The following is a 26,464-nucleotide window of genomic DNA, read 5'->3' on the forward strand; positions in this document are numbered from 1 at the left end:
ACACAGCAATCGCAACGGATAGGAAACAACATGGCGCTGGATCGTGAAACAGCAATGCAGGTGGCCTCGGTATTGAGCCGAGGCCTGCCCTACATCCAACGGTTTACCGGCAAGACCGTGGTCATCAAATACGGCGGCAACGCCATGGAAAACGAAGACCTCAAGAGCAGCTTCGCCCGGGACGTGGTGCTGATGAAACTGGTGGGGATCAACCCCATCGTGGTGCACGGCGGCGGCCCCCAGATCGGCGAGCTGCTGGAGCGCCTGAACATCGAATCCCGCTTCGTTAACGGCATGCGGGTGACCGACGAGCAGACCATGGACGTGGTGGAAATGGTTCTGGGCGGGCAGGTCAACAAGGAAATTGTCTCCCTGATCAATGCCCATGGCGGCACTGCGGTGGGCCTCACCGGCAAGGACGCGAACCTGATCCGCGCCCGCAAGCTCGAGGTGGTGAGCCAGTCCGACGAATTCGCCAAGCCGGAGATCATCGACATTGGCCACGTGGGCGAGGTGGCCAGCGTGAACACCACGGTCATTGAAATGCTCACCCGCAGCAACGTGATCCCGGTGATTGCCCCCATTGGCGTGGGCCCGGACGGCGCTTCCTACAACATCAATGCCGATCTGGTGGCGGGCAAGGTGGCCGAGGCCATGAAGGCGGAAAAGCTGATCCTGCTGACCAACGTGTCCGGGCTCAAGAACAAGGAAGGCAAGGTGCTCACCGGTCTGACTGCCCAGCAGGTGAACGCGCTGATTGACGACGGCACCATCCACGGCGGCATGCTGCCGAAAATCCGCTGTGCCCTGGATGCGGTAGAGAACGGCGTGCGCACCTCCCACATCATCGACGGTCGGGTGGCCCACGCCTGCCTGCTGGAAATCTTCACCGACGAAGGTGTCGGCACGTTGATTTCCCGCAACTGATCCTGGGACGGAGCGAGGCATGAAACGGTTACTGGTCTGGCTGGTCCTGCTGGGTGTACTGGGGCTGGCCCTGTACAAGGGCGGCGTCTGGTGGCTGGCGGATCAGCGCCTGGCGCACTGGCGCACGGCCCTGCAGTCTGAAGGCGTGCTGGACCGGGGCCGTCTGGGTTCGGGCCTGGACGGCCACCTGACCCTGACCAACCCCCAATGGCAGGATTTTCGCCTGACCGAGCCGCTGACCGCCGGTCGGGTTCGCTTCAGCGCCGGCTCGCCCCAGGCCCTGGTCACCTTCCTGCTGGAAGGCCGTCTGCCTGCCAGCTGGACGCTACAGGCGGAGCAACTGGGGCTGGTGCTGGACGCCAACCTGTTGAAGGACTGGGTGACCGCACCTCCGCGCTCGGGCGAGGTGCCTGTACCACCGCTGCTGCAACTGCCCTGCGGGCCGGATCCGCGCCAGCAGCTGGGCGGCGGCGATCTGCTGCGCATGGGCGTCACCAGTCTGGCGGGGGAGGCCCAGGTCCAGCAGGATGGCAGCGGTCTGAGGGGCGAGCTGAACACCGATGGCACCGGCAGCCTGGAGTTTGACTGGCCGGGTGCGCGTCTGGCGCCGCTGGCGTGGCCGGACTGGCCGGTGGACGCCGGTGCCGCGCCGCTGACGGTCACCGTGCGGGACGCCGGGCTGATGCGCCGGGTGTCTGCGTACTGCGCCCGAGCCCGCCAGAGCTCCGTCGAAGACTGGGTTGCCCGTGCCGCGGATGCCCTCGAGGAGGGCCTGACGGCACGGGGATGGACCGCATCGCCGGCGCTGCTGTCGCTCTATCGCCGCTGGCTCCTCGAAGGTGGGGAACTGAGCCTGGAGCTGCGCCCCAATCAGCCGCTGGCGGGTCTCGCCGAGGGCTTGTCGGCACGTTACAACGGCGAGCCGGTGGCCGGCGTTTCGGTTGCCGAGGCGGAGGAGCCCGCGACGGCACCGGCCGCAGGCGCGCCCCTGGCCGGCACGGCGGCACCGGCCGTCACCACCGACGCCAACGCGGAAGGCGGCCGCCAGTGGTATGCTGAACCTCAGGACACCGCTTCGGACTGGGCGGGCTACCGGGTTCGGCTGACCCTGACCAACGGCAACCTGATTGAGGGCCGGCTGGTGCGGATCACCGAGGACGTTTTCGACGTGGCCCGGGTGGTCGCCGGCGGTGAAGTGACTTATCCCATTCAGCGCAGCGCCGTGCAGAGCGTCGAAGTCTGGCGGCGGCCGCGCACCCCCTGAAAGGCCCCGGCGTGCGCCGGGCTGAGAGGTTGAACATGTCGAACACCCCGGGCATTACCGACCGGCTGCCGGATCTGAAAACCATGCTGTCCCGGCTGATCGCCGAGCCCTCCATCAGCAGCGCCTCGCCGGACTGGGACCACAGCAACCAGGCGGTCATTCATACCCTGGCCGAGTGGCTGGAGCCGCTGGGCTTTGCCGTGGAAATCCTCCCGGTGCCGGGCATGCCCGGCAAGTTCAACCTGATTGCCACCCTGGGCCAGGGCCCCGGTGGTTTGGTGCTGTCCGGGCACACCGACACCGTGCCCTTCGACGACCAGCGCTGGAGCAGCGATCCGTTCACGCTTACCGAGCGGGACGGCCGCTGGTATGGCCTGGGCACCTGTGACATGAAGGGGTTTTTCCCGCTCGCCATCGAAGCGGCCCGGGCGTTTGCGGGCCAGCCCCTGAAGCAGCCGCTGATCATCCTGGCCACCGCCGACGAGGAAAGCTCCATGAACGGCGCCCGGGCGCTGGCGGAGGCCGGGCGTCCCAAGGCCCGGTACGCGGTGATCGGTGAGCCGACCGGTTTGCGGCCGGTGCGCATGCACAAGGGCATCATGATGGAGCGGCTGGCCTTTGAGGGCCAATCCGGCCACTCGTCCAACCCGGCGCTTGGCCGTAACGCGATGGAAGGCATGCACGAGGCCCTGACCGAGCTGCTGGCCCTGCGGCAGCAGTGGCAGGACACCTACCGGAACCCGAATTTTGAGGTGCAGGTGCCCACTCTGAACCTGGGCTGCATCCATGGGGGCGATAACCCCAATCGAATCTGCGCCCGCTGCGAGCTGCATTTCGATCTGCGTCCGCTGCCGGGCATGAACATGGATACGTTGCGCCAGGCCATTCTCAGCCGTGTCCGGCCGGTGGCGGAGCGACGGGAACTGTCCATGAGCTTCGAGCCGCTGTTTGACGGCGTGCCGCCCTTTGAGACCCCGGCGGACGCGGCGCTTGTGAAGGCCTGCGAAGCCCTGACCGGCCACACCGCCCAGGCCGTGGCCTTTGCCACCGAGGCGCCCTGGCTGCAGAAGCTGGGGCTGGAAACCCTGGTGCTCGGCCCCGGCTCCATCGATCAGGCCCACCAGCCGGACGAGTTCCTGGAACTGTCCCAGCTTGAGCCCACGGTCCGCATCCTGCGGGGCCTGATCCAGCAATTCTGCCTGTAGCGGAGACACGATTTGGAATCGACTGACTGGCTGCACGGGTTTCGTCACTCGTCGCCCTACATCAATGCCCACCGGGGCCGGACGGTGGTCCTGACCCTGCCCGGCGATGCGATCGCCGATGACAACTTCATCAATATCGTGCACGACATCGCGCTGCTCGGCAGTCTCGGCGTGCGGCTGGTGGTGGCCTTTGGCGCCCGGCCGCAGATCCAGGCCCGGCTGGACGAAGCGGGCGTGACCTCCGCTTTCGCCCGGGGCCTGCGCATCACCACCGAGGCGGACCTGCCCCGGGTCATGGAGGCCATCGGCGGGCTGCGGGCCTACCTGGAAAGCCAACTGTCCATGGGGCTGGTGAACTCCCCCATGCACAACGCCCGCATCCGGGTCAGCAGCGGCAATTACGTGACCGCGCGGCCGGCGGGGGTGCTCGACGGCACCGATTTTGGCTACACCGGCCGGGTGCGCCGCATCGACGCCTCGGGCATTGAAAAGCTGCTGGACCTGGGCCACATCGTGCTGGTGCCGCCCCTGGGGTACTCGCCCACCGGGGACACCTTCAACCTGTCCTACGAGGATGTGGGCAGCCAGGTGGCGGCGGCCCTGCAGGCCGAGAAGCTGATGATCTTTATCGACGACCCGGGCCTTCTGGATGAAGAGGGCAACCTGATCCGGGAACTCACCGCCCGCCAGGCCTCCGAGCGGCTGGCAGAGGGTGCCGTGACCGGCCACGACGCGGCCCTGCTCAAGGCCGCGTGCGATGCCTGCGTCAAGGGCGTTCGCCGGGCCCACATCATCAGTTACCTGGAAGACGGCGCCCTGCTGGAGGAACTGTTCACGCGGGACGGCGCTGGCACCCTGGTCAGCGGCGACAACTACGAGCAGATCCGCCCGGCCCGGGTGGAGGACATCGGCGGCATCCTGGGGCTGATCCAGCCGCTGGAAGAGCAGGGCATCCTGGTGCGTCGATCCCGGGAAATGATTGAGACCGAAATTGACCGCTTCGTGGTAGCCGAGCGGGACGGCACCATCGTGGGCTGCGCCGCCCTGTACCACTACCCGGACGAACAGGCGGGCGAGCTGTCCTGCTTCGCCGTGGACCCGTCCTACCGACGGGCCGGCCGGGGCGACGAGATCCTGTCGATGATCGAACGGCTGGCCCGGGCTCAGGGCATTGCCCGACTGTTCGTGCTGACCACCCAGACCGAACACTGGTTCCGGGAGCGGGGCTTCCAGCCCAGCACCGTGGATTCACTGCCCGGTCCGAAGCTGGCGACTTACAACACCCGCCGTAACTCCAAGGTGTTCGTCAAACCGCTGTGACAGGCGCTCCAGCGTCTGCTCCCTCGCATCCGCCGGTTGTTCTCCCAGGGCCCGGACGGCCCGGTAAAACGCCGGGAAGTCACCGCCCTGGTCCCGGAACAGCTGGCGGAAGCTGTTCACCCAGCCATTGTATTGCCGGAATAGCGCCAGGTTGGCGTTGTTCAGATGTACCGGCGCCGGGCCGAAGGGGCCGGGCTGGTCCCAATGGCTCGCCGCCGCCGCGTAGTCGTCGTCCAGTTTTGCCAGAATCGACTGCTTGCGTGCCCGGAGGTGTTCGGTGTCCAACTGGTCGGCGCGGTCGTAGAGGGCCTGAAGCTTTTCGGTGGCGGCGTCCACCAGCACCTGGGTCTCGCGCCGATGGTCCAGGCGGGCGAGGGCCCGGGTGAACCGCGCCGGCTCGCCCCGGTCCTGCAGCCAGGCGGCCAGGCCTTCGAGCTGAACGGCGGTGGCAAAGCTCTCGTTAAAGCCGGTATCGCCATCGATGTAGACCACACGGTGCGCCAGCTCGTGGAACATCAATGCCACCATCCGGTCGTCCGGCAGGGCGGTAAACCCGGACTGCAGCGGATCATCAAACCAGCCCAGGGTGGAGTAGGCGGTCACGCCGCCGATGAAGGTGTCATAGCCTTGTGCCCGGAAGCCGGCTTCTTCGGCCCGGGCATCGTCCAGATGGTAGTAGCCCCGATAGGCCTGACAGCCCAGCACCGGGTAACACCACTGGTGGGGCGCCAGCGAGAACTCCGGCACCGCGACCAGGTTCACGACCACCCAGGGCCGGCCCAGTTCGGCGTACGCCAGGAACGCGTCGCCCACCGGCAGCGCCAGGGTGTCCCGGGCAAACGTCCGGGCGTCCAGTGCCAGGGCCAGCTTGTGGTGCAGCGCCGGCGGTGTGGCGGAGGCCTCAAGCAGCTCATCAATGGGCTCGGCCCGCCACATCAGTGACAGATGGCCGACCACGGCTTGGCGGTAATAGTTGATCGAGGTGCAACCGCTGGTGCTGGCGATCAGTAGCAATACGAGATAGATCTGACTAAGCTTGCGCATGGGTCTGGATGTATACTGAAACGAAAGCCTGAGGGCGTTCGTCACTATAGACAGATCGGGTGTGTTCGTCACCGGCGGCCGAGATCGCCGGACCGAAGATGCCGTTGCCGCAAGCCGGCCCGCGCGTGCGATGAGTCAGGGTGTTCATGGAAGCAAGAGAACGTCGTAGCAGTCCCCGTCAGCCCATCAAACTGGCGGCCCAGCTTTCCGCCGGCGGCGACGAGATGTGGCCCTGCCAGATTGCCGATTTCTGCCCGGAAGGTCTGTTTGTCCGCTATTCGGCGGACACGTCCCGCCGTCTGGACCAGCATTTTGCCCGCCGTGGCACGCCTGCACTGACGGTCCGTTTCCGGGGTCCGGATGGCCGCACCCGGCACGAGCTGCAGGTGAATGTGGTTCGGCGGATTGCCGGCGCCATGGGCGTCAACTTTGCCGAGCCCAATCCCACCGCCGTGGCCGCGATGCTGACGTTGTGCGGTGCCCACCGTGACCAGGGGCGGGCCTCCCTGCGCCCACCTGATGAGAAAACCGGGTTTATCCTGCGTCAATGCGCCCGCGCGGTGGTGGGCTTTCTCGAGCCGCTGGTGACCACCGCCCTGGCCCAGACCGTGGCGGCGCTCAAGGCCGAAGCCCAGAAAGCGCCGAACGATCGGGTCGCCAACGAATTTATGGATGCGTCCGGCCAGTTGGAAACGCGCCAGCGTGCCTTCTGGCACGGCATGTCCCGACTGCTGGAATCGCCGCTCAAGCCCGCGCCCAGAGGCGCGCCGGGCTCGGAACTGTCCGTGGTGGACAAGAGCGAGTTTGAAGACTGGCTCGCGGTCCGGGTGATGGTCACCAAGGCCGATACCCTGTTCCGGGGTGACCTGCTTCAATTGAAATTGCGCCTGGACAAGATCGGCGTGGCCAATGCCACGGGGCACCACAACCCCCTCGGGCCGGCCCTGGTGTGCGAGGCGTTCCACACCGGGCTGCACCAGATGGCCCTGCCCCGGGAATCGGAGAAGGTCTGCCTGCGGGTCTTTGAACAGAGCGTGCTCCGGGCCCTGGGCCCGCTGTACCAGGAACTGAACAATATCCTGATCCGCCATGGCGTGCTGCCGGACCTGGATCTGAGCAAGTACCTGAGTGAGCAGGCGCCAAAGGCGGAGCGAGCCGAAAAGGCCCCGAACCCCGCGGTCCGGCCGAAGCCCAAGGCGACTGACGGTCCGGAGGGGGCCGCCTCCGAACCCGTGCCGGGGGCGTCCGGGCGTGATGGATCCGCGCCCGCCCGCCCGCAGGCGCCGCCCGGCCCGCAGAAGAGCAGCCGTTCCGGACGAGACTTCCGGGGCTACGCGATGGCGGCACAGACCGCCTTCGCCACCGTCCGCAACCTGATCTCCACCCTGACCGCCAGCCGCCAGGCCCGGGGCGATGCCGAGCCGGTGGTGTTTGCGCCGGACACCCGGCCCCTGTCCACCGGAGAACTGCAGCGGGAGTTGCAGCAACTGCAGGTACAGGCCACCGCCATGGAGCCCTCGGCGGCGCCGCTGGTGGAGCGGGTGGTTCAGCGCATTCAGGCCGGCGGCGAGCACCGGTTGGATGAGAGTCAGCAGGAAACCCTCGACGTGGTCGACCGGTTTTTCCGAAGCGTGGTCGACAGCCCCAAACTGAGCGCCGAGGCCCAGGCCCGCCTGCGTCAGCTGGAAGTGCCGGTACTCAAGGTGGTGATGCGGGATCCGGCGTTTTTCGATGATCAGCAGAGCCCGGTGCGGGGCGTGATGAACCGGTTGGCTCAACTGGGCGTTAAGGGCGGACGCCTGAACCCGGTGGTTCAGCGCCGCATTGATGAGCTGATCCAGCGCATTGTTGTGGAATTCGAGCAGGACACCGGGGTGTTCGAGCAGACCGTCCACGAGCTGGACCAGTTGATCGAACGCCAGAACCTGGTCTACCGCCGCAACGTCGAGCGGGTGACCGCCGCCGCCGAAGGGGCTCAGAAAGTGGCCGAGTCCAAGCGAGCGGTCACTGAGGTGCTGAATGAGCGACTGGCGGGTCGCCGCGTGCCCAAGGCGGTCCTTAGCCTGCTGGACGGGGGCTGGCGGGATCTGCTGTCGCTGACCTGGATTCGCCAGGGCCCGGACAGCCAGCTTTGGCAGGACTACCTCTCGGTGATCGATTCGCTGTTGACCGTGGCGGACGATCCGGACAACCGCGTCAACCTGCCGGAGCTGCTGAGGGTGATCCAGGACGGACTGTCGTCGATCTCCAGCAACCACCTGCCGTCGTCGCAGATTCGCGAGGAGCTCAAGCAGTTTCTGGTGCGCAAGCCGGACACGCCGCCGGAACTGGTGGAGGTGCCCGTGGTGGCGGCGGACACACTGCCGGCCGACGCCCGCTCCGAGCATGAGCAGCGCAGCCTGCAGCGGTGGATTGCCCGTGCCCAGCAGCTGCGCACCGGGGACTGGCTGCGGGACCAGGAAAAGCCGGACGAGCCACAGTACATTCGCCTGGTCTGGATCGCCCGTGGCTTCAGTCGCTTTGTGTTCGTCAACCACCAGGGCATGCGGGTGGTGGAACTGGAGCTGGACGCCCTGGCCCGGCAAATGCGACAGGGCCTGATCGTGCCGGATCCCCAATACGACCGCCCGCTGGTGGACGAGAGCATCGACCGGATGGTGCGCACCGTCTACGACCAACTCGCCTGGGCATCGACCCACGACGAACTGACCGGCCTACTGGGCCGCCGGGAATTCGAGCGCATGCTGGAGCAGCACCTGGCCCGGCAGGACGACGCCCGCAGCCTGCTGCGCCTGGACCTCCGGGGCTTCCGCCTGCTCAGCGACACCGCCGGCTATCAGGCCGCCGATGACGCCCTCCGGCAGGTGGCGGAACTGCTGCGGGCGCGGGTGGCCGACGGTATGCCCCTGGCCCGCCTTAACGGCAGCGAGTTTGCGTTGCTGGTGCCCTCGGAAGACGATCGGGCCGCCGCTGAGGCATTGGTTGCCGGGATCGAACAGGCGCCCTTTGCCTTCGACGGCCGCCGATACCGCCTCTCGGCGAGCGTGGGGCTGGTGCCCACTCTGCCCGGTCTGGTTAGCGCTGAACGCTGGCTACGGGCCTCGGATCAGGCGCTGGCGGAGTCCCTGAAGGCCGCGGAGGGCGGGGTGGTGGTCTATGCGCCTGACCCGGACGACCAGGCTCGTCAGGAGCAAATCGCCGCCCGGGTCGCCGGCCTGGCGAACCTGGACGAGGAGCGCATGCTGCTGCGCTGCCAGAAGATCATTCCGCTGCATCCGGCGGCGCGGATGCCGGCCCAGTACGAAATCCTGATCAGCATGTACGACGACGCCGGCAACCTGATTACCGGCCAGGACTTTGTGCGCATGGCGGAACGCTACGACCGCATGCAGGCCGTGGACCGATGGGTGGTCGGCCATATGCTGGACTGGCTGCGGGCCCATGACGCGGAGGCCGGGCGCGTGGGCGGGGTCTGCGTGAACCTGTCCGGACAGAGCCTGAACGACCCCTCTCTGCTGGAATTTATCTATGAGACGCTGAGCGAGAAGGATGCCCCCATCGAACGGGTCTGGTTCGAGCTGACCGAAGCGTCGGCGATCACCGATCTGGCCCGGGTCTCGGAATTCATGGAGGAAATGAAAGAGTTGGGCTGCCGGTTCTGCCTGGGCCATTTTGGCAGCGGCCCCAGCTCGTTCCAGTACCTGCGGTCCCTGCCGGTGGATCTGATCAAGCTGGACGGCACCTTTGTGCAATCGCTGACCGAGAACGAAGCGGACCGGGCCATGGTGCAGTCCATGGTGGACATGGCACACTACATGAAACGGGAAGTGATTGCCTGCCAGGTGGAATCCCGGGAGGTCCTCGACCAGCTTCGGCAGATGGGCGTGGATTATGCCCAGGGCTTTGCCATTGAGAAGCCGCGCTCCCTCGACAGCCTGATCTGACCGGATTCCAGCGTTCATGTCCAGACGTCACCCGATCATTGCCGTGACCGGCTCCAGCGGCGCCGGTACCACCACCACAGGGCGGATTTTCCGCCGCATGTTCGCCAGCGAAGGCCTGCGGGCCGCCATGGTCGGCGGCGACAGCTTTCATCGCTACAGCCGCGAGCAGATGGCCCGGCTGGCGGCCAAGGGCCAGTTTGGTGCCCGCAACCATTTTGCCCTTGCGGCCAACCACATCGACAAGCTCGAGGCCCTGTTCCACGATTATGGCCAGACCGGCAACGGCCACTTCCGGCGGTACGTTCACGACGAAGACAGGGACCTGATCAGCGCGGGCCATACCCCCGGCACCTTCACGCCCTGGGGCGCGCTGGCGCCGGACTCGGACCTGCTGTTCTATGAGGGGCTGCACGGCGGAGTGGTGAGCGACGCCTACGACATCGCCCAGTACGTGGACCTGCTGATCGGGGTGGTGCCCATCGTGAACCTGGAATGGATACAGAAAATCCACCGGGACACCCACCAGCGAGGGTACAGTGAGGCAGCGGTGGTGCAGACCATCATCAACCGGATGGAGGACTACGTGCAGGACATCGTGCCCCAGTTCTCCCACACCCACATCAACTTCCAGCGGGTGCCCCTGGTGGACACGTCCAACCCCTTTGTGGTGCGGGACGTGCCCACCGAGGACGAAAGCATGGTGGTGATCCGCTTCCGGGACATCAGCGAGGTCAACCTGGTGCGCCTGCTGCAGATGATCCAGGGCAGCGTGCTGTCACGGCACGATACCCTGGTGGTTCCCGGCCCGAAAATGGCCCTGGCCATGGACCTGATCCTGCGGCCCATGATTCGCCGGCTGATGTCCCGACGGGACCACGCCTGACGCGGCTCAGGCGGTCAGACGGCCGCTCTGGTAGTCCCGCAGCGCCTGCTCGATTTCCTCACGGGTGTTCATCACGAACGGCCCGTACTGCACCACCGGCTCGCCGATGGGCCGGCCGGCCAGCAGCATCACCCTCGCGCCTTCCGGTCCGGCGGTCAACGAGATCCGGTCGCCGTCGCTGAGGACGCTGGCGGTGCTGCGCTCCAGCGCCTGGTTACCCAGGGCCGCGGTACCGTCGTAGACGTACAGCATCGCGTTATGGCCTGCCGGCACCGGCAGCGCCAGTGTGCCGTTGCCGCCAAGGTGCAGGTCCGCGATCAGCGGCTGGGTGCTGCGGCCGGTGACGGCGCCCTGGTACTCGGTGCCCGCGACGGTCACCGTGCCGGCGATCAGGATCACCCGGTTGCCGTCGGCGTCAATCACCGTCAGGTCCTCCGGCTGGAGGTCCCGGTAGCCGGCGTCCGTCATTTTTTCCGCCGCCGGCAGGTTCAGCCAGAGCTGGAAGCCACGCATGGTGCCGTGCTCCTGCTGGGGCATCTCCGAGTGGATGATGCCGCGGCCGGCGGTCATCCACTGCACGCCGCCGTTGCGCAGGTTGCCCCGGTTGCCCAGGTGGTCTTCATGCAGCATGTGGCCTTCAATCATGTAGGTGACCGTCTCAAAGCCCCGGTGCGGGTGGGACGGAAAGCCGGCGATGTAGTCCGCCGCGTCCGCCGAGCCGAACTCGTCCAGCATCAGGAACGGGTCCAGTCGTATGGACGGATGCTGCCCCAGGGAGCGCTTGATGCGCACACCGGCGCCATCGGAGGTTTCCAGGGCACGAATGGGCTGTTTGAGGGTGCGTTCGGTCATGACGGTTCTCCTGTCAGTTCATGCTTCTATTGAAGCGCGTCCGGGGCGACGGGAAAACCGGAGAATCCTGCGGGCTTTGTTCAGAAAAACTGATAAAGAGTCGGGCGCCCTGGCACGGGCACCCGGCGGGCGCTGCGGTCTGGCCTACTCCACGTTCCGGGAGTAGAAGATTTCCAGCATCTCGCGGCGCAGGCGCTCCTCGATGGACTGGGCTTCCTTGGGGTCCAGATCGTTGGCGTTCACCCCGAACACGTAGTTGTCCAGGTTGAACTCCTTGAGCATCATCTTGGTGTGAAACAGATTCTCCTGATACACGTTCACGTCGATCATCTGATAGGCGTTCTGGGTGTCTTCAGTCAGGTAGTTCTGGATCGAGTTGATGTCGTGGTCGATGTAGTGCTTGGTGCCGTCCACATCGCGGGTAAAGCCGCGTACCCGGTAGTCCACGGTGACCACGTCGGAATCGAAGCTGTGGATCAGGTAGTTCAGTACTTTCAGCGGTGAAATCAGGCCGCAGGTGGACACGTCGATGTCCGCCCGGAAGGTACTGACGCCGTCGTGGGGGTGGCTTTCCGGGTAGGTATGGACGGTGACATGGCTCTTGTCGAGGTGCGCCACAATGGTGTCCGGAAGCGGCCCGGGCGATTCCTCGTTATTGGCGTCGGCGCTGCCGATCTCGTGCTCGGCGATGAGCATGGTGACGGAGGCCCCGTGGGGCTCGTAGTCCTGCCGGGCAATGTTGAGGATGTTGGCGCCGATGATCTTGACCACGTCGGTGAGGATCTGGGTCAGCCGTTCGGCGTTGTACATCTCATCGATATAATCGATGTAAGCTTCCCGCTGTTCTTCGGTCTGCGCGTAACAGATGTCGTAGATGTTGAAGCTCAGGGATTTGGTCAGGTTGTTGAAACCGTGAAGCTGCAGCTTGGTTTCCATGTTCAGCCCCTCCGGACACTGGAGATGAATGACGGCAGGAAGTGGAGAACCCGAACCCCCTGCTGAGGCCGCCACCGGCGACTGACCGAGTGAAACGGTTGTTCACCTTTTGCGCAGACCGGCGGAAGAAGGCGCGTATTATGCACACGCGCCCCGCCGATGAACAGTGCCCGAGGCGACATTTTAGCGCCCGTGCCACACCCTGCGCAGGCCGCCGCCAGGGAGGATTATTCCGCGCTGTGGATCTCGTGGCTGTGGGTGATCTCCACACCCCCTGCCGCCAGCATGATGGATGCCGAGCAGTACTTCTCCGCGGACAGGCTGACCGCCCGTGCCACCTGCTTTTCTTTCAGATCGTTACCGGTGACCACAAAATGCAGGTGGATTTTGGTGAACACCGCCGGGACGGCGTCGGCGCGCTCGGCGGTCAGCTCGGTGTGGCAGGCGGTGACGTCCTGGCGGCTCTTGCGCAGGATGGACATCACGTCAAAGGAGGAACAGCCGCCCAGGCCCATCAACACCATTTCCATGGGCCGCGGGCCGAGGTTCTGGCCGCCCTGGTCCGGCGGACCGTCGATCTGCACGGAGTGGCCGGTGCCGCTGGTGGCCCGGAAGCTGACGTCGCCTGTCCAGTCGATGGTGGCTTTCATGGTGCGCGGATCTCCCTAGAGCGTGAAACGATGAGCCGGGATGCTAGCACAGTCGGCCGGCGCCGGCAGCCAGCCGCATTCCCCGTGGCAACGCCATGTGCCCCGGCGGTTGCCCATGCCGGGCCTTCTTGCTATAAGTTGGCGTGATTTACCGTGATCCCGCAAGGAAAGCCGGGTAAATAATAAGCATCGGAATTTGCCAGTATCTGAGGAGGCGTGACTCGCACTATGGCCACTATCGTCAAGCCGGTCGAGCAGAAGACCAAGCATCTGGATTACTTCCTGTCCCAGTGTCACCGCCGGCGCTATCCGGCCAAAAGCACCATCATCTACGCCGGCGACAAAAGCGACTCGCTGTTCTACATCGTCAAGGGCTCGGTCACCGTCATCATCGAGGACGACGACGGCCGTGAGATGATCATGGCCTACCTGAACTCCGGGGACTTTTTCGGCGAGATGGGCCTGTTCGACAACATGGATTCCCGCAGCGCCTGGGTGAAAGCCAAGACCGAGTGCGAGGTGGCGGAAATCAGCTACACCAAGTTCCGGGAAATCGCCCAGCAGGACCCCCGGGTGCTGTACTTCATCGGCGAGCAGATGGCCTCCCGCCTGCGCCAGACCACCCGCAAAGTGGGCGACCTGGCGTTCCTGGACGTGACCGGCCGGGTGGCCCGCACCCTGCTGGACCTGTGCAAGGAGCCGGACGCCATGACCCATCCGGACGGCATGCAGATCAAAATCACCCGCCAGGAAATCGGCCGCATCGTCGGCTGTTCCCGGGAAATGGTCGGCCGGGTGCTGAAGACCCTGGAAGACCAGGGCCTGGTGCGGGTCAAAGGCAAGACCATGGTGGTCTACGGCACCCGCTAACCCTTTCTTCGGGCCGGTTCAGGCCGCCGCCGGCACCTCCGGGTGCTGGCGGGCAAATTGCCCGATGGCGCCCGCCATCGCTTCCGGAGCGGTCAGCGGTGCCCAGTGGGGCGCGTCCAGCTCCGTCCGAGTCAGTTTCCCTGTCCAGCGCACCATCGTCTCTGCCAGCTGCGGCCCGACGTAGCGGTCGTGCCGTGGAATGACCACCTGTACCGGGCATTGGCTGTAGCGGGCCGAGGGCTTCAGGGTGCGCGGCAGCATGTTGGCCCGGTACAGCTTTACGCCGTAGCGGCCGTCGGCTTTCTGCAATGGGCTGAAGCCTGCGTCCTCAACCCCTTCGTGGCGTTTCAGGTGCCCCGGCCAGAGGCGGTCCAGGCCGGCGGTCCAGAGGGCCTCCGGCAGTATCGGCAGTTGGAACAGGAACACATACCAGGAACTGGCCAACTGACGCAGCACCTTGGCCGTCCCACCGGTTTGCAGCGACCCGATCTGGCTGCGCAGCCAGTACCCGACGTGATCCAGGCAGGGGCCGGAGACGCTGGTGTAGGAGAGCAGCCGACGGTTCAAGGGGGCGGAGGTCACGGACTCCCAGCTTTGGATGGAGCCCCAGTCATGGGCGGCCAGGTGAAAAGGCTGGCCCGGAACCCAGGCGTCCACCACCGCCGCCAGATCCTGGCTGAGCAGCGGCAGCCGGTAATCCCGGGTACGCCGGGGTTTGTCCGAAAGGCCCGCGCCACGAACGTCGTAGCGGATAACGAAAAACTCCCGGGCCAGGAGTGGCACCAGCCGGTCCCAGACCCGGTGGTTATCCGGGTAGCCGTGCACCAGCACCAGGGCGGGGTTTCGCGGGTTACCGTCGGCAACCGAATGAAGGTAAAGGTCGCCACTGGCGATCCGGCGTTCGGTGGCGGTCATGATCAGCTCCTGTGATAAAACGGCTGATCAGTAGGCTACCCCGTTCGCCGGCGGGGCCGCAGCGCCAACAGGGCCAGAATCCGTGCTGTTCGGGCGGGCCTGGCACAGGCCGGCCAGGTACTGCCATACGTCCAGGGCGTTGGTTTCGTTGAGCATCTCGTGGCGTCCGCCATCAAACAGCCGCAGGGTGACCGACTGAACGCCCGCATCCCGGATAGCCTGGAAATGCGCACGCAGGCCGCGGCCCATTTCGCCCACCGGGTCTCGGCTGCCGCCGAACAGGTGAACCGGCAGGTCCCGTCGCCACCACTCGGGCCGGATGGCCAGCATGCCGCCAAGGAAGTCGTACCAGAGCCCCGCCGTGCAGAGAAAACCGCAGTGTGGGTCGGCCAGGTAGCGGTCCACCTGGTCCGGGTCCCGGCTCAGCCAGTCATGATCGGTGCGGGCGGGGGCAAAAGCCCGGTTGAACTTGCCGAAGGTGAGCGATGCGATCAGCGGACTGCGGTAGCGGCGGCCACGGAACGCGCGGATCAGCCCGACCAAAAGGCGGGACGGCACCAGTTCCGGGCGGTGGATGCGGTTGGTGGCGCTGAGGATCAGCGCGTCCAGGCTGTCCGGATACTGCTGGGCGACGCTCTGGGCGATGAACGAGCCCATGCTGTGGCCGAGCAGCCGGACCGGACGCTCCGGATAGAGCCGGCGGGCGTGCTGCAGCACCTGGTGCAGGTCGTCGGTGACTTTCTGCCAGCCGTTGTGGTCGTCGTAGTGGCCAAGGGTGTCGATGGGCCCCTCAGGGCCATGGCCCCGGTGATTGCAGGCGATCACCGCCACGCCCCGTGCAGCCAGCCACTGGGCCAGGGGCTGGTAACGCCCGGCGTGTTCGGCCATGCCGTGGGCGATCACCAGCACGGAGTCCGGGTGTTCGGGGGCGATCAGAAAACCATGGAGCAGGGTGCCGTCGGCGGCGTCAAGGCTGAGGGTGTGGGTGATCATGATGGTCGTCTGGGTGTCCTGGAGCCGGCCGTTGCCACTCCGGCGGTTGCCACAAATGGTTGAGCCGACACCATAAACTGCCCGGCCGGGCCATGTCGCGGAACAGGTCCACGTATTCGTGCGTCCACAGCACCAGGAGGTGGTTGGAAGGCGCCGGCCGGGTAATGCCGTAGACGGGCGGCGCGCCGGCCTGTTCGTCCACAAAGGTACCGAACAGGCGGTCCCACAGGATCAGGGTGCCGCCGTAGTTGCGGTCGATGTAGCCGGGGTTGCGGCCGTGGTGAACCCGGTGATGGCTGGGGGTGTTAAACAGCCACTCTACCGGTCGGGGCAGACGCCCCACCAGGGTGGTGTGGATGAAGAACTGGTAGACCAGGGACAGCGCGTAGGCGACGCCGATCCACACCGGATTCAGGCCAATCAGCGCCAGCGGCAGGTAGAACACCCAGTTGCCGTTGAAAATATTGGTGGCGTTCTGGCGCATGGCGGTGGAAAAGTTCATCCGCTCGGAGGAGTGATGCACTACGTGGGCGGCCCAGAACCACCGCACGCGGTGGCTGGCCCGGTGCATCCAGTAGAAGCAGAAATCCACGCCCATGAAGGTGGCCAGGGCGGTGGTCGGTGACAGGTCCAGGTCCAGCAGCCGGTAGTGGTAGCACAGGGCATACAGGGGGAACGCCAACAGACCGGCGAACAACAGTTCTGTGAGCTGGTAGCCGGCGCCAAGCGCAAAATTGCGGACCGCTTCCCGACGGTCCATCAACGCCGGATCGTAGCGAATTTTACGGTATTCCCAGAGGGTCACGGCGATGAACACCGGCGTTGCCAGCATGAAGATCAACTGGCGTTCATCCAGGGCGAGCCAGCCCTGCAGCCAGTGCCAGAGGGGCAGCAGGCCGCTGTCTTCCAGCGTTGGGCGCCACAGGTCGGTCAGGGTCATGGCGAGGCACTCCGCAATCGGGTTCGTGTGCCGCCATCATGGCACAGCGCAGCCCGCCAACCGTTGTTGCTTTACGCCAGCCCCGGTGGCGCTTTGCGACAGGCTCAGCCGCCGCGATTGGCCTGGTACATATCCGCTACCGGCGCCAGGTCTTCTTCAACACTGGCCAGCCAGGCCGACATGGGTGGCAGGAGGTGCCGAGGGGCTGGCCAGGGCACCGGGTACTGGGCCGGCTGGAACAGAGGGGCAAACAGCGCGCCGGCGGCCAGGTCGGCCCGGGAAAGGCGGTTTCCCACCAGGAAGGGCCGGTCGCGGTAGGCCTCTGCCAGTTCCGCCAGCAGGCCGGCCATCACCGGCTCGGCTGCGTCGGCGGTCTTCTGGTTGATCTTCATCCATTTGCGCATGGTCTCATCGACCCGGCTGAAGGCCAGGCTCAGGAGAATCCGGTTGTAGAACGGGGTGCCGGCGGTCAACATCGGGATCACCCGTTTGGGCCGCTGCAGCAGGTAGTGGTAGCACCAGATCCGGACCGCCGGGCCAGCCTCCTCATCGAGCCGGTGCTCCCAGGCCAGGGCCTCGTCCCGTTCCACCGGACTCCGGGGCGTTAGCGGGTTTTCCGGAAAGTGTTCGTCCAGATGGTCGATGATGGCCGCCGAGCCCTGTACGATCACCCCGTTGTCGTCCAGAACCGGCACCGACGAGCCAGCGCCGGTGAGCTTTCGGACCGGCCCGATGTGCTGCCCTGGTAGCAGGTTTACCGTCTGGTAGTGCACGGCCTTATGGTCCAGTGCCCAGCGGATTTTCTCGCAGTAGTGGGAAATGGCGAACTGGTAGAGCCTGACGGTCATGGGGTGTCTCCGGGGAAGCGTGGGCTAACGATACCGTCGAACGCGCCGCGGGAGAAGCCCCGGCCTCCGCGCTGCTCATGCCGGGCCGTGTTATTGTCGCCGGTTCGCTTTAGAATGCCCGATCACACGCACACACTAGATGACGCCCACGAAACGAGATAAGGATATCTTCCATGACACACCTGCGTGCACTCACGCGCCTCCTCCTGGCGTTCCCCGTTCTGGCCTTTCTGCTCGTGGCCGGTTGCAGCGCCCTGAGCCAGCCGACCGAAACGGGCCCTGTAACCTTCGCCTGCGGGCAACTGGACATCCGGGTGGACGAGGCTGGTGACGGTGTTCTCGGTATTTCCTACCCCGGTGGACGCTGGCTGTTCCGGCCGGCGGTGAGTGCCTCCGGGGCCCGCTACGAGGCGCCGGGTGATCCGGACACCCAGTTCTGGCGCAAGGGCGACCGGGCTTTGCTGGTGGTGAACGGTGACCGGTTGCCAGAGTGCCTGCCCCCGGGCGCGCTCGAACGGCCCTTTCAGGGTGGCGGCAACGAACCGTTCTGGCACCTGACCCTGGACGACAACGGGCTGAGCCTGAAGCGCCCCCTGTCGCCGGCGCCGGCAGAGCCCCTGGCCGTGGTGAGCCGACAGCAAGACCGGTTTGGTCAGCGCGTCGTGGCAGGGCCGGTGGATGACCGCGTGACGGTGACGGTGGCCCGCCAGCTTTGCCGGGACGACATGTCCGGGCAGGTGTTCCCGGCCCAGGTGCGATTGTCGGTGGGCGGCGCCGATTACCGGGGTTGCGGCGGCGAGCCGGACCGACTGCTGCGGGGTGTGGAATGGCGCTTGGTTCGTCTGGGCGACGAAACCCTGCCGGAGCGTCCGGCCCTGACCCTGCGTTTTGCCAGCGACCGGCGGCTGTCAGGGCAATCGGCCTGCAATCGGATAGCCGGCGGCTACCGGTTGACCGGCGAGGGGCTGACGCTGAGCAATCTCGCCTCAACCCGCATGGCCTGCGATGCCGATCGCATGGCCCTGGAGGCCCGGTATCTGGCGCTTCTGGGTAAGGTGGCCCGGTTTGATCTGGACCCGCAGAACCACCTGCAGCTGATCACCGGCGATGGTACCGTTTTGCTGGCGGAGCCCGAGCCGGGCCGCTGACGCTGCCAGCGGGCGCTGGCGGTTACAGCCGCTCGGCCGGCGCGCTGGCGGCGTTGGTGGGCACCAGCGCCCGGGTCAGATCGGTCATGGCCAGCTCGCCCACGGTGTCGTCCCCACGGACCACGCGATAGACCAGCCGGGTATCCCCGCCGGAGCGGGCCAGCACGGATTCCAGGTTGTCCCGCTCGTTCAGGTCGCCGGCGTAGTCGCCGGCCGCTCCGCCGTTCATCTTGCGCATCACTGAACGCACCCTCAGCACCCGCGCCCGGTTGATGTCGGCGATGAAGTCGACAATGTACGGGTCGCCGGGGTTCAGCAGGATGTGCTGGGGATCACCCTGCTGCACCACCTCGCCGTCCTTCAGGATAACCAGGTGGTCTGCCAGCTTCAGGGCCTCGTCCAGGTCGTGGGTGATGAACACGATGGTCTTCTTCAGCTCCGCCTGCAGCTCCAGCAGCAGGTCCTGCATGTCAGAGCGGATCAGCGGGTCGAGGGCGGAGAAGGCCTCATCCATCAGCATGATCGGTGAGTTGGACACCAGCGCCCGGGCAATGCCCACCCGCTGTTGCATGCCCCCGGAGAGTTGGTGCGGGTACTGGTTTTCATTGCCTTCCAGCCCCACGCGAGTCAGCCACTTGCGGGCCGCGGCCTCGAATTCCCGCACCCGCTTGCCGCGCACGTCCATGGCCATGCCGGCGTTCTCCAGCACGGTTCGGTGGGGCAGCAGGGCAAATTTCTGGAACACCATGGACATCTGGGTGCGACGCAGCTCCCGTAGCTGGTCCTCGTTGAACGCCAGCACGTCCTGGTCGTCCACCCGCACCTCACCGGCGGTGGGTTCAATCAGCCGATTCAGGTGGCGGATCAGGGTGGACTTGCCGGAGCCTGACAGGCCCATGATCACGGTGATCTCACCGTGGCGAATGTCCACGTTGATGTCCTTCAGGCCCAGAACGTGGCCGTGTTTTTCCAGCAAGTCGGCCTTGCCGACGCCGCGCTTGACATACTCCAGCGCCACCTCGGGTTCCGGTCCGAAGATCTTGTACAGGTTGCGGATGGCAATCTTGGGTTCGGCGGTCATGGTGCGCTCCTCAGGCTTTCTGGGCGGCGTTGATGCGGGCCAGCGAGGCCTTGGTTACTCGGTCCAGGATCACCGCAAGAATCACGATGCCGAGGCCGGATACCAGGCCAACCCCGAGTTCCAGGTTGCGGATGCCTTTCAGAACCAGTACGCCCAGCCCGGGCGCCGAGACCAGGGACGCGATGACCACCATGGCCAGGCTCATCATGATGGTCTGGTTCACGCCCGCCATGATGTTGGGCAGCGCCAGGGGAATCTGAACCTTGTACAGTTTTTGCCGCTCGGTCATGCCGAAGGCGTCCGCCGCCTCGATCACTTCCTTGTCCACCAGCCGGATGCCCAGATTGGTGAGCCGCACCACGGGTACGATGGCGTACAGGATGATGGCGATGCCGTAGAGCTTGGATTCGGTCACGCTGAACAGGAAGATCAGCGGGATCAGGTACACGAACGGCGGCAGGGTCTGGAGCATGTCCAACACCGGAATCAGCAGCCGTTGCAGCAGGTCGCTGCGGGCCATGGCAATGCCGATGGGTACCCCCAGCAACACGCACAGGAAGGCACACACAAAAATGATGGCCAGGGTCTGCATGGCGTAGGTGTAGTAGTCGATGAACGCCAGCAACAGGATGCTCGCCGCCACCAGGCCCACCAGCTTCCAGGATTTGGTGACCAGGAACACCACCGCCATCAGCACCGGGATCACAATCCACCAGGGCGTGTTCTGCATGACGTACAGGGCGCCGTCCAGGCACCAGCTTAATGGCTGGGTGATGGGGTCCAGTACCAGGCTGAGGCTGTCCTTCACGTTCAGGAACGCGTGTTCCAGCCCTTTGGTCAGTTCCCGGGACTGGGGCCAGGCCGGGCAGGCCTTGTGCAGCGCGTCCAGGGAGGGAAACGGCAAGTCCCAGAGGGAGGTGTCAGCCACTTTGTCGCCGCTGTTCTTGGCCAACAGTTGCGCCATGGACATCGGGGCGTTGCCGCCGCCGTCCCCGGCGCACCAGTCTTTCAGCCCGAGGGCGTTAAACGCAGATTGGTAGGTTGCCATGGGTAGGAGTTCCGATGATCCGCCGCGGAATCCGCGGCGGATCGGGTCAGGTCATGAAACGGCGGCCCGGACCCTGCATCCTTGCACCGAGCGTGCCTCTTGGCACGGGGACGCCGGAGTGGTTACTGGTTGAGCAGGCCGGAGAGCTTCTCGCGGGCGGCATCGTTCAGCCAGCCGGACCAGACGTCCGGGTTCTCGGTCAGGTAGTGCACCGTGGCCTCCTCGGCGGAGGCGTTGTTCTGGCTCTTCCAGGCCAGCAGGCTGCTCATGGTGGCCGTCTTGATGGTCATCTTGCTGAGCATGTCGGCCACTGCCGGCTCGCGATCCTGGAAGTCCGTGGTCACGGCGGTCAGGATCGGCGCGGCCGGGAATTCGGAAACGCCCGGGTTCGGGGTGTCCGGATTCTGGTTGGCCTCGTGCACTTTTTTCTTGTACTCACCCAGGCTGACACGGGTCATGTCGTACTTGCCCAGCGGGATGGTCGGGCCCCAGTAATAGCCGAACCAGGGCTCCTGATTCTCAATGGCGGAGGCCATGGATGTGGCCAGGGTCTCGCCGGAACCGTGGTTGAAGACCTTGATGCCGGAGGATTCGAGATCCAGGGCGCGGATGAGATTGTCATTGACCACGCGGCAGCCCCAGCCGTCCGGGCAGTTGTTGAAGCGGCCACCAACCCAGTCCGGGTGCGCCATGACACCTTCAATGGTTTTCAGCTCCGGGTGCTCTGTGGCCAGGTAGGTGGGAATCCACCAGCCTTCCACGCCGCCCGGGTCCAGTACCTTGCCCAGGCGCACCACCTTGCCCTGTTTCTCCAGCCGGGTGTAGGCCTCGCCGGCGGAGTTCAGCCACAGCTCGGTGACGATGTCCGGCTCGCCGTTCTCGGCCACGGAGGTGACGGCCGGCACGGTGTCCGAAGGCACCACGGTGACGTCGCAGCCATAGCCCTGCTCCATGATGAATTTGGCCACGTTGGTGACGATGGACGCGGACGCCCAGTTCATTTCGGTGATGGATACTTCGCCACAGTCAGCTTGAGCCAGGCCGGGCAAAGTGGCCGCGCACAGCAGCGCAGCGGAGGCAAGCTTTTTCATCTTACGTCTCCCGTTCGGTGGGTAAGGTGCTGAAATGTTTCGAGTACGTAATAAGGGATCGCGGCCGGGAAGGCCGGAAAGAGGCAGAACGACCAAGGCTTTACTGAAGTTTTTCAAACGTTCGACTTCCAAAAGCATTGACCTCTAAGGATAAGGGAAATGAACAAATGTTCAAGGTCCTATCCAAAATCCGTCGCAGGTATGGGCAGGTGAGAGGTGATTGGGGCCCGGAGATGGGGCTGTCATACCAGTGTCGTAAACCGGCTTCACAGTGACAGAACCCTTGTCCGGAGCCTGCCATGACCGAGTTACGCGACCTCACGCCCCACGCTGCCATACCCGCCGAGCAGGCCGGCCGTGACGCCCGCCAGCGCCGGCAGCTTCGGGCCAACCTGCCAGAGCTGGTGACATTGGAACGGCTGCTGGCGGAGGCGCCGGAGAGCGCAACGGTGAGCGTTGCCGAGCGGGTGAGCACCGATGGCCTGACCCTGCCGGTCTATCAGGTAACCCTGGGGGCCGCCGAGCCGTCGGCGCCGCTGGTACTGCTGGTGGGCGGGGTGCACGGGCTGGAGCGGATCGGTACCCAGGTGGTCACCGCCTGGCTGTCCATGGTGCTGCACCGGATGCGCTGGGACCGGGCCCTGCAGCATTTGCTGGGGCAGGTTCGGGTGGTGGTGCTGCCGCTTCTCAACCCCGGCGGCATGTACCGCAACCAGCGCAGTAACCCCAACGGCGTCGACCTGATGCGCAACGCGCCCATCCGGGCCCAGTCCGGCAGCACCTTTATGCTCGGCGGCCAGCGCTGGTCCCGGCACCTGCCCTGGTACATCGGCACCCCGGAGCAGGCGATGGAACCGGAGAACCAGGCCCTTGCCCGGGTGATTGAAGAGGAGGTCATCGGTCGGCCGTTCAGCGTGGCCCTGGACTGCCACAGCGGTTTTGGCTGGCGCGACCAGATCTGGTTCCCTTACGCCTACCGGCGCCGGCCCATGCGCCGCATCGCCTCGGTGCTGGCGCTCAAGCTGCTCTGGGAACAGGCCTACCCGAACCACGAATACCGGTTCGAGCCGCAGTCGACCCATTACCTCACCCACGGTGACCTGTGGGACCACTTTTACAAACGCATCAACCGGGGCACCCAGGGCGCCTTCCTGCCGCTGACCCTGGAAATGGGTTCCTGGCGCTGGGTGCGCAAACGCCCGGGGCAGTTGCTCCGGCTGGACGGCCTGTTCAATCCCCTGGTACCCCACCGCACCCGCCGGGCCCTGCGCAGCCACCTGAACTGGATCGACTTCCTGCTGCACGCCGCCGCCAGCCACGATCAGTGGCTGCCCGGCCAGGATCAGGAACCCCTGCTGCGGCAGGCGGCGCTTCAGCTTTGGTACCGGGACAACGCCTGAAATGGATTGGCTGCTGCTGCGGGGGCTCACCCGCGAATCCGCCCACTGGGGCGCCTTCCCCGAGCGGCTGAAGGCGGCTCTGCCCGAACACCGGTTCTGGCCGGTGGATCTGCCCGGCGCCGGCGACCGATACCGGGATCCCAGCCCAGATACCATCCCCGGGATTCGGCGAGCCGTGGCCGAAGCGACTCGCGCGCTGCCGCGCCCCCTGGGGTTACTGGCCCTGTCCCTCGGCGGCATGGTGGCGCTGGATTGGGCCCAGGCCGAGCCGGAGGTGATCGCCCGTGTGGTGCTGATCAACAGCAGCAGCCGCCTGAGCCCGCCCTGGCAGCGGCTGCGGCCGGGCCGCTGGCCGGCCGTGTTGCGCCTGCTGGCGGCGCCGGTGGACGAGCGGGAGCGGGGCATCCTGGCGATGTCGTCCAACCATCGGCCACTGCCGGCGGGCACGCTGGCGGCCTGGCAGGAAATCCAGCGGCAGCGCCCCGTCAGCCGCCCGAACGCCCTGCGCCAACTGGGCGCTGCCCTGCGCTACCGGCCCTCGACAACCCGCCCGCTGGCGGACGCGCTGGTGCTGGCCAGTCGCGCCGACCGCCTGGTGGACTGGCGCTGCAGCTGGGCCCTGGCCAACCGCTACGATTGGCCCCTGATGCTCCACGACCGGGCCGGCCACGACCTGCCCCTGGACGATCCGGACTGGACGGTAGAGCGCATCCGGCGCTGGCTGGCGGCTCCGGAGGTTGCTTGACGCAACCGTTTTTTCGGGTCAGTCTTGCCCTGATTGACGGTTACGCCACCCACCGATGGTCCGCAAGGGAGCCGATAACAATGAAAATTTTCGAAACCAAGACCGCCCCCAACCCCCGCCGCGTGCGCATGTTCATGGCCGAGAAAGGGCTGCTCGACAAGGCTGAATTCGTCCAGATCGATTTGCAGAAAGGCGAGAACCTGACGCCGGAATTCGCCGCCCGCAACCCCATGAAAAAGGTGCCGGTGATGGAGCTGGACGACGGCACCTGCGTGGCCGAAACCATGGCGATCTGCCGCTATTTCGAGGAAAGCTATCCGGACACCCCCAAACTGCTGGGCGACACGCCCATGGAAAAGACCCAGATTGAGCAGTGGCTGCGCTGGATTGAACTGAACTTCTTCCTGCCCACCGGCATGTGCTTCCAGCACACCACCGGCTACTTCAAGGACCGGATGAACCCGGTGAAGGAGTGGGGCGAGGAGTGCGGCAAGGCCGTCGAGAAGTTCATGGATTTCCTCAATCAGCACCTGGAAGGCAAAACCTACATCTGCTGCGACACGTTCACCGCCGCCGACATCAACGCGTTTACCACCATCGCCTTCGCCCGGGTGGTGAACATCCGCATCAAGCCGGAGCAGACCCACCTGCAGGCCTGGTTCGACCGCATCAAGGCACGGCCGTCGGCCTCGGTTTAACGCCAACACAGGAAAGCCCCATGCCCGACGCCGACCGCCTGCACTGCGCCCTGGCCGCCATCGACGCGGCCAACCGCGCCGACCCCAACGTGGAAACGGTGGACGGCGAGGCGCTGCCCCGGGAATACGCCTACAGCCTGCACATGACCCGCTGGCTGCACGCCCTGGAGCCCGATCCGTCCGAGCGCCTGCAGATTGCCTGCCGGGCCCAGCACATCGAGCGCTGGACCATGCCCCGCAGCGATTACGGCGAGGGCCGGCGCCACTATTACGAATGGCGCCAGGCCTGCGGCCGCATGCATGGCCGCCGGGCGGCGGAGATCTTGGCGGGCTGCGGGTATCCGGCGGACGAATGCACGCGGGTAGAGACCATCCTCACCAAGCGGGAACTGCGCCAGGATGCGGACACCCAACGATTGGAAGACGTGGCCTGCCTGGTGTTCCTGGAGCGGTATTTTGCCGATTTCTACGCCCAGAAGGCCGACTACGACCGGGAAAAATGGCTGCGGATTGTGCGCCGCACCTGGGGCAAGATGACGCCCCGCGGGCACGAGGCGGCCCTGGCGCTTGCGGCCGGGATGCCGGAGGAACTGCAGGCGTTGCTTCAGGAGGCGCTGTCTGAGGCCTGAGGTCTATCTTGACCTCGGTGCACAGGCCAGTGGGTGGGCCGGGCCGGGATACGCTGTGAATACGTCCCTGTACGCTCGGCTCCGCCATCCCTGGCTCCGCACGATCCCGGCCCGGCCCACCCACCGGCCTGTTTCAGGCTTCGGTGCTTGTTGCCTCGAGACGAAAGGTCAGCCGAAAAACATATTCTTGAGCTTCTCACCGGGCTCGTCAGCCCGCATGAACGATTCCCCCACCAGAAACCCGTAGATGCCCCGGTCGGTCATGGCCGTGACATCCTCACGGGTCATGATGCCGCTCTCGGTGACGGTCAGGCGGTCCTCGGCAATCCGGTGGTGCAGGTCAAACGTGGTATCCAGGGACACCTCGAAGGTGTGCAGGTTGCGGTTGTTGATGCCCACCAGCGGCGTGCGCAGGGTCAGCGCGTCGTCCAGCTCTTCGTCATCGTGCACTTCCACCAACACATCCAGCCCGATCTCATGGGCGATGCCCTCCAGTTCCTGCATCTGGTCCCGGGGCAGGCAGGCGGCGATCAGCAGGATGCAGTCCGCGCCGATGGCCCGGCTTTCGTACACCTGATAGGGCGCCACCATGAAGTCCTTACGGATCACCGGCAGGCTGCAGGCCGCGCGGGCCGCCTTGAGGTAGTCCTCGTGGCCCTGGAAAAAGTCCCGGTCCGTGAGCACGGACAAACAGGCGGCGCCGCCGTTTTCGTAGCTCTCGGCGATCACGGGTGGTTCGAACGGATCCCGCAGGACGCCCTTGCTGGGGGAGGCTTTCTTGATCTCGGCAATGACGGCCGGCGTCTGTCGCTCAATCCGCTGGCGCAGGGCATTGGCAAAGCCTCGGGCGGGCGGTTGGTCCCCGGCCTGGGCTTTCAGGTCAGCGAGGGACACGGAGCGCTTGCGCTCGTCGATCTCTTCCCATTTCCGGTCCACGATCGTGCGAAGGATGGTCGGCGTTTTATCAAGGTGTCGGTCAGTCATTGAGGGCCTGCACTCTGGTTGCGAGAGCCGATGGAGCGCCCTTGCCCAA

24 protein-coding genes are annotated in these 26,464 nt (G+C 65.7%); 12 read left to right on the top strand and 12 right to left on the bottom strand.

All coding sequences use genetic code 11. The annotated features are described in order from the left end of the window. The first annotated feature begins 30 nt into the window (after positions 1–30). The 4 genes from argB to argA are packed head-to-tail and all read left to right on the top strand — an operon-like array spanning position 31 to position 4,716. The gene (gene argB, locus V3388_RS01310) at positions 31–927 is read left to right on the top strand and encodes an acetylglutamate kinase (RefSeq protein WP_336365712.1); all 897 of its coding nucleotides are present in this window, start codon (positions 31–33) and stop codon (positions 925–927) included. 19 nt (positions 928–946) lie between these two features. Continuing rightward, positions 947–2,191 carry an acetylornithine deacetylase gene (locus tag V3388_RS01315; RefSeq protein ID WP_336365713.1) on the top strand — a complete coding sequence of 415 codons (1,245 nt, stop codon included), beginning with the start codon at positions 947–949 and terminating at the stop codon, positions 2,189–2,191. Positions 2,192–2,226: 35 nt separating this feature from the next. Beyond that, positions 2,227–3,396, top strand: coding sequence for an acetylornithine deacetylase (gene argE, locus V3388_RS01320; RefSeq protein WP_336365714.1), 1,170 nt, complete (start codon positions 2,227–2,229; stop codon positions 3,394–3,396). 12 nt (positions 3,397–3,408) lie between these two features. Next, positions 3,409–4,716, top strand: a complete 1,308-nt coding sequence (gene argA / locus V3388_RS01325) for an amino-acid N-acetyltransferase (RefSeq protein WP_336365715.1) — start codon at positions 3,409–3,411, stop codon at positions 4,714–4,716. Here argA and V3388_RS01330 read toward each other — a convergent pair. Next, a complete protein-coding gene (locus tag V3388_RS01330) occupies positions 4,645–5,760 on the bottom strand; it encodes an aminopeptidase (protein ID WP_336365716.1) in 1,116 nt (371 codons plus the stop codon). The two genes, argA and V3388_RS01330, sit on opposite strands and share 72 nt — an antisense overlap. 146 nt (positions 5,761–5,906) lie before the next feature. Here V3388_RS01330 and V3388_RS01335 point away from each other — a divergent pair, with 146 nt between their 5' ends. Both V3388_RS01335 and V3388_RS01340 read left to right on the top strand, forming a co-directional pair. Then, positions 5,907–9,704 carry a DUF1631 family protein gene (locus V3388_RS01335; protein WP_336365717.1) on the top strand — a complete coding sequence of 1,266 codons (3,798 nt, stop codon included), beginning with the start codon at positions 5,907–5,909 and terminating at the stop codon, positions 9,702–9,704. A gap of 16 nt (positions 9,705–9,720) precedes the next feature. Continuing rightward, a complete protein-coding gene (locus tag V3388_RS01340) occupies positions 9,721–10,587 on the top strand; it encodes a phosphoribulokinase (protein ID WP_336365718.1) in 867 nt (288 codons plus the stop codon). A gap of 6 nt (positions 10,588–10,593) precedes the next feature. Here V3388_RS01340 and V3388_RS01345 read toward each other — a convergent pair whose 3' ends face one another. The 3 genes from V3388_RS01345 to V3388_RS01355 form a co-directional block, all read right to left on the bottom strand. Next, entirely contained in the window at positions 10,594–11,439 is an 846-nt protein-coding gene (locus V3388_RS01345; protein ID WP_336365719.1) for a pirin family protein, read from the bottom strand. A 144-nt stretch (positions 11,440–11,583) separates the two neighbouring features. After that, on the bottom strand, positions 11,584–12,375 hold the full coding sequence (gene speD, locus V3388_RS01350) for an adenosylmethionine decarboxylase (RefSeq protein WP_336365720.1): 792 nt from the start codon (positions 12,373–12,375) through the stop codon (positions 11,584–11,586). A 227-nt stretch (positions 12,376–12,602) separates the two neighbouring features. Next, positions 12,603–13,025 (bottom strand): OsmC family protein, encoded by a 423-nt coding sequence (locus V3388_RS01355; RefSeq protein ID WP_336365721.1) that lies wholly within the window; start codon positions 13,023–13,025, stop codon positions 12,603–12,605. Between the two features lie 228 nt (positions 13,026–13,253). Here V3388_RS01355 and crp point away from each other — a divergent pair, with 228 nt between their 5' ends. After that, positions 13,254–13,895, top strand: coding sequence for a cAMP-activated global transcriptional regulator CRP (gene crp, locus V3388_RS01360; RefSeq protein WP_336365722.1), 642 nt, complete (start codon positions 13,254–13,256; stop codon positions 13,893–13,895). 18 nt (positions 13,896–13,913) lie between these two features. On the opposite strand, the gene V3388_RS01365 is transcribed toward crp, so the two are convergent. The 4 genes from V3388_RS01365 to V3388_RS01380 all read right to left on the bottom strand — a co-directional run bounded on the left by V3388_RS01365 (position 13,914) and on the right by V3388_RS01380 (position 17,591). Further along, positions 13,914–14,810 (bottom strand): alpha/beta fold hydrolase, encoded by an 897-nt coding sequence (locus tag V3388_RS01365; protein WP_336365723.1) that lies wholly within the window; start codon positions 14,808–14,810, stop codon positions 13,914–13,916. A gap of 27 nt (positions 14,811–14,837) precedes the next feature. Then, positions 14,838–15,803 carry an alpha/beta hydrolase gene (locus V3388_RS01370; protein WP_336365724.1) on the bottom strand — a complete coding sequence of 322 codons (966 nt, stop codon included), beginning with the start codon at positions 15,801–15,803 and terminating at the stop codon, positions 14,838–14,840. After that, the gene (locus V3388_RS01375; RefSeq protein ID WP_336365725.1) at positions 15,778–16,743 is read right to left on the bottom strand and encodes a sterol desaturase family protein; all 966 of its coding nucleotides are present in this window, start codon (positions 16,741–16,743) and stop codon (positions 15,778–15,780) included. The genes V3388_RS01370 and V3388_RS01375 overlap by 26 nt, the downstream gene beginning before the upstream one ends. A 104-nt stretch (positions 16,744–16,847) precedes the next feature. Beyond that, positions 16,848–17,591 carry a glutathione S-transferase family protein gene (locus tag V3388_RS01380; RefSeq protein ID WP_336365726.1) on the bottom strand — a complete coding sequence of 248 codons (744 nt, stop codon included), beginning with the start codon at positions 17,589–17,591 and terminating at the stop codon, positions 16,848–16,850. A 173-nt stretch (positions 17,592–17,764) separates the two neighbouring features. On the opposite strand from V3388_RS01380, the gene V3388_RS01385 reads away from it, so the two are divergent. Continuing rightward, the gene (locus tag V3388_RS01385; RefSeq protein WP_336365727.1) at positions 17,765–18,739 is read left to right on the top strand and encodes an META domain-containing protein; all 975 of its coding nucleotides are present in this window, start codon (positions 17,765–17,767) and stop codon (positions 18,737–18,739) included. 22 nt (positions 18,740–18,761) lie between these two features. Here the strand turns inward: V3388_RS01385 and V3388_RS01390 are convergent, their stop codons facing one another. The 3 genes from V3388_RS01390 to V3388_RS01400 all read right to left on the bottom strand — a co-directional run bounded on the left by V3388_RS01390 (position 18,762) and on the right by V3388_RS01400 (position 21,959). Beyond that, positions 18,762–19,820 (bottom strand): quaternary amine ABC transporter ATP-binding protein, encoded by a 1,059-nt coding sequence (locus V3388_RS01390; protein WP_336365728.1) that lies wholly within the window; start codon positions 19,818–19,820, stop codon positions 18,762–18,764. Between the two features lie 10 nt (positions 19,821–19,830). After that, entirely contained in the window at positions 19,831–20,868 is a 1,038-nt protein-coding gene (locus V3388_RS01395) for an ABC transporter permease (protein ID WP_336365729.1), read from the bottom strand. Positions 20,869–20,990: 122 nt separating this feature from the next. Further along, positions 20,991–21,959 carry an ABC transporter substrate-binding protein gene (locus V3388_RS01400; protein WP_336365730.1) on the bottom strand — a complete coding sequence of 323 codons (969 nt, stop codon included), beginning with the start codon at positions 21,957–21,959 and terminating at the stop codon, positions 20,991–20,993. A 299-nt stretch (positions 21,960–22,258) separates the two neighbouring features. Between V3388_RS01400 and V3388_RS01405 the strand changes: the two genes are divergently transcribed. From V3388_RS01405 to V3388_RS01420, 4 genes are all read left to right on the top strand, one after another. Further along, on the top strand, positions 22,259–23,359 hold the full coding sequence (locus tag V3388_RS01405; RefSeq protein WP_336365731.1) for a M14 family zinc carboxypeptidase: 1,101 nt from the start codon (positions 22,259–22,261) through the stop codon (positions 23,357–23,359). 1 nt (position 23,360) lies between these two features. Further along, entirely contained in the window at positions 23,361–24,104 is a 744-nt protein-coding gene (locus tag V3388_RS01410; protein WP_336365732.1) for an alpha/beta fold hydrolase, read from the top strand. Between the two features lie 80 nt (positions 24,105–24,184). Next, entirely contained in the window at positions 24,185–24,802 is a 618-nt protein-coding gene (locus V3388_RS01415) for a glutathione S-transferase family protein (RefSeq protein WP_336365733.1), read from the top strand. 20 nt (positions 24,803–24,822) lie between these two features. Beyond that, on the top strand, positions 24,823–25,431 hold the full coding sequence (locus V3388_RS01420) for a DUF4202 domain-containing protein (RefSeq protein ID WP_336365734.1): 609 nt from the start codon (positions 24,823–24,825) through the stop codon (positions 25,429–25,431). Between the two features lie 168 nt (positions 25,432–25,599). Here the strand turns inward: V3388_RS01420 and trpC are convergent, their stop codons facing one another. Beyond that, positions 25,600–26,415, bottom strand: a complete 816-nt coding sequence (trpC, locus tag V3388_RS01425) for an indole-3-glycerol phosphate synthase TrpC (protein ID WP_336365735.1) — start codon at positions 26,413–26,415, stop codon at positions 25,600–25,602. Positions 26,416–26,464: the final 49 nt, after the last annotated feature.

Source organism: Marinobacter sp. C2H3 (assembly GCF_037080155.1).
Taxonomy (GTDB): domain Bacteria; phylum Pseudomonadota; class Gammaproteobacteria; order Pseudomonadales; family Oleiphilaceae; genus Marinobacter.